This window comes from Sulfuricurvum sp., from assembly GCF_019163035.1.
GTDB lineage: Bacteria > Campylobacterota > Campylobacteria > Campylobacterales > Sulfurimonadaceae > Sulfuricurvum.
Map to the genome: position 1 here is coordinate 1 of NZ_JAFLKV010000116.1, position 2,753 is coordinate 2,753.

The window sequence follows — 2,753 nt, forward strand, 5'->3', positions numbered from 1 at the left end:
GAGATATAGCGATAAATTACCGTGATAACGTAGTTGGATCGGTTGTTTTTGTACCAACGGACTTTGCTGAGGGATTCGTCGATAAAAGAGGCGATCTCATCGTGCATTGCTTGCTCATAGGGGGAGAATGTATAGGCAGAATCGTAAAATTGTGTTGCAAATGACTCAATCTTCATGGCGCTGAGTTCGCTCAGGTATTGTTCCAAATCGGCATTTTTGTCTTCGGTCAGTTTCTCATCGTCCATAAAATAGCCGTTAATTTTTTCACTGATATTTTTCGCCATTTTTTTATGAGGGAGGAGGAGATAATCGATTTGGAGGAGGAGTGCGAGATAGCTAAAGGAGGTCATCCCCGTATTATCGTTCGATAAAAGACCGATGAGACTCTGCGCTGTCTCTTTGATCCATTGTTGCATAAAATCGTAATTTTGCTCTATCTTTTCACGAGGGAGGCTAATGAGATGCGATGTCTCCAAAAGGGATGATTCTTCAAACTCACCGGCAATAAACTCTTTTTCAAAATCGGCATTGAGAGCGATTTCACGGAGCGGATAAAATATTTTTTGGGGGGTTATCGTAGCATTATCGAGCCGAATAGAGAGTTTGATGATACCGTTTTCATCACTGAAACGGCAGTAGGTAAGTTGAAAATCACGCTCCAAAAAATGGCGTTTGATGGCGACATGGAGCTTAGAACTCTGAGCAATGTCGGCATACGCTTCAAACGATGTTTTGGTAAGGGAACCTTTGATGAGGGCGGAGCCTTGTATAAGGCTAAAATTGAGGAATTCTTCACCGCGTTCGATGTTCAGGTGCGGGGTTGGAAAAGGGTTCTTATTGTGGATGAGAGAGGATAAAAAGTACTCATATCCGCTCACAATGTTCCCCTCGATAAAGGCGGCAGAAGAGAGATCAAACAGCTCTTTTTCGTGCGCGTTGGGAAGGGCGTGGATGCCTCGTCCATAGAGGGGAACTCGGTGCATCGGAGGAGGATTAAACCAAGATTTAATGATTTCTAATAATCTCACCGTTTTTTTCCTTTACCCATTATGAAGCTTAGTGTAATCAAAGCAACCTTAAAGCGACAATAAAGTATAATACGCGTAATTTAAAGGGCACATCGAAGATGCTTTATAGGGAGTTGTATGGGCTATAAGCGCGTTTTGGTAAAATTCTCGGGTGAGGCATTGGCGGGTGAAAACGGCCACGGTATCGATACCAAAATATTAAAATTTATCGCGGGTGAGATTAAAACCCTCGTAGATGCAGGGATTGAAGTGGGTATCGTTATCGGCGGCGGTAACATCATTCGCGGCGTAACAGCGGCGGCGGATGGCATTATCCGTCGAACATCGGGTGATTACATGGGGATGCTGGCAACGGTGATCAATGCGATTGCGATGCAAGAGGCATGTGAGCACGAAGGGATGCACGTTCGCGTTCAAAGTGCGATCAAAATGGAGCAAATTGCGGAAGCGTTTATCGTTCGCCGTGCAATGCGCCATTTAGAGCGGGGTCGTGTGGTGATTTTTGCCGCAGGTACCGGAAATCCCTTCTTTACCACCGATACGGCAGCAACATTGCGTGCTATCGAAATCGGAGCGGAAGTGATCATCAAAGCGACCAAAGTAGACGGTGTTTACAACAAAGACCCTAAGAAGTTTGCGGATGCGATCAAGCTGCCGACTCTAGGATATGAAGAAGCGTTACGAGATAACATCAAAGTGATGGATGACACCTCTATCGCATTGGCAAAAGAGAATAAATTACCGATCATCGTGTGTGATATGTTCACGCCGGGTAATCTACTCGAAATTATTCAGGGCAATTTAACTCGTTGCTCTATCGTAAAATAAACCTAAAAGGATCACTCTATGAGACTAGAACAACTCACTGCAAAAGCACTTGAAACTGCTAATATCGACCGTTACCAATTGGCTATCGCTGTAGCAAAACGCTCAGAGGAGCTTCTTAACGGAGCGGCAACAAAACTCAATGTAGATGTAAAAAAAGCTAAAACGGCTGATATCGCTTTGATGGAGATTGCCGAGGGGTATATCACTATCAAAGGTTTCGTAGATCGAGACTAATTTTTAATTTAAAGCGGCATCATTGAACACCATCGATATAGAAAACGTAACACTAATCAATGATGTTGAGGGTGCTATTGCACACCTCTATAAACACATCACCCCCTCAAGTGCGATTCAAAACGCACTCTCTTTCTCACAGCAAGCTCATCAAAATCAATTTCGTAAAAGCGGCGAACCTTATATCATCCATCCCGTTTTAGTTGCATCGATTGTTGCGAACATCACCGGTGATGAAGCGATGGTCATCGCGGCACTGTTACACGATGTGGTCGAAGATACCCATATCGGGATTGATGAGATCGACCGTGATTACGGTCCCGACGTTGCCCATTTGGTTGAGGGGCTGACGAAGATCGATATGATCCGTGACGCACAGCTTATCCCCTCTCATTCGGATGAGAAGCTGGTTGTTTCGGCGTTGTCGTTTCGTAAAATGTTGGTCGCATCGATTGAAGATGTACGGGTTTTGGTGGTCAAGCTGTGCGACCGTCTTCATAATATGCTCACCTTGGGGGCTTTGACACCTGCCAAACAACATCGTATTGCCGAAGAGACGTTGGTCGTTTATGCTCCTATTGCAAGCCGTTTAGGGATCTCTTTTCTCAAAAACCTCTTGGAAGATTTGAGTTTTCAATATCTCTTTAGCGAAGAGAAACAAGC

General features: G+C 44.5%; 4 protein-coding genes. 3 read left to right on the plus strand and 1 reads right to left on the minus strand.

The window, feature by feature from the left end:
* Positions 1–1,028: hypothetical protein (locus JZU62_RS08255; protein WP_295013719.1), on the minus strand; the 1,028-nt coding region annotated here is incomplete at its 3' end.
* Positions 1,029–1,145: 117 nt separating this feature from the next.
* On the opposite strand from JZU62_RS08255, the gene pyrH reads away from it, so the two are divergent.
* The 3 genes from pyrH to JZU62_RS08270 all read left to right on the plus strand — a co-directional run.
* A complete protein-coding gene (pyrH, locus tag JZU62_RS08260; protein WP_295013721.1) occupies positions 1,146–1,856 on the plus strand; it encodes a UMP kinase in 711 nt (236 codons plus the stop codon).
* Positions 1,857–1,874: 18 nt separating this feature from the next.
* On the plus strand, positions 1,875–2,090 hold the full coding sequence (locus JZU62_RS08265) for a DNA-directed RNA polymerase subunit omega (protein WP_295013723.1): 216 nt from the start codon (positions 1,875–1,877) through the stop codon (positions 2,088–2,090).
* A gap of 22 nt (positions 2,091–2,112) precedes the next feature.
* Positions 2,113–2,753, plus strand: a 641-nt coding sequence (locus tag JZU62_RS08270) for an HD domain-containing protein (protein ID WP_295013755.1), incomplete at its 3' end; no start/stop codon positions are given.

Bases quoted from the DNA above. Each gene is read 5' to 3' on its own strand.
- pyrH (WP_295013721.1), top strand. From the start codon at position 1,146: ATGGGCTATAAGCGCGTTTTGGTAAAATTCTCGGGTGAGGCATTGGCG.
- JZU62_RS08265 (WP_295013723.1), top strand. From the start codon at position 1,875: ATGAGACTAGAACAACTCACTGCAAAAGCACTTGAAACTGCTAATATC.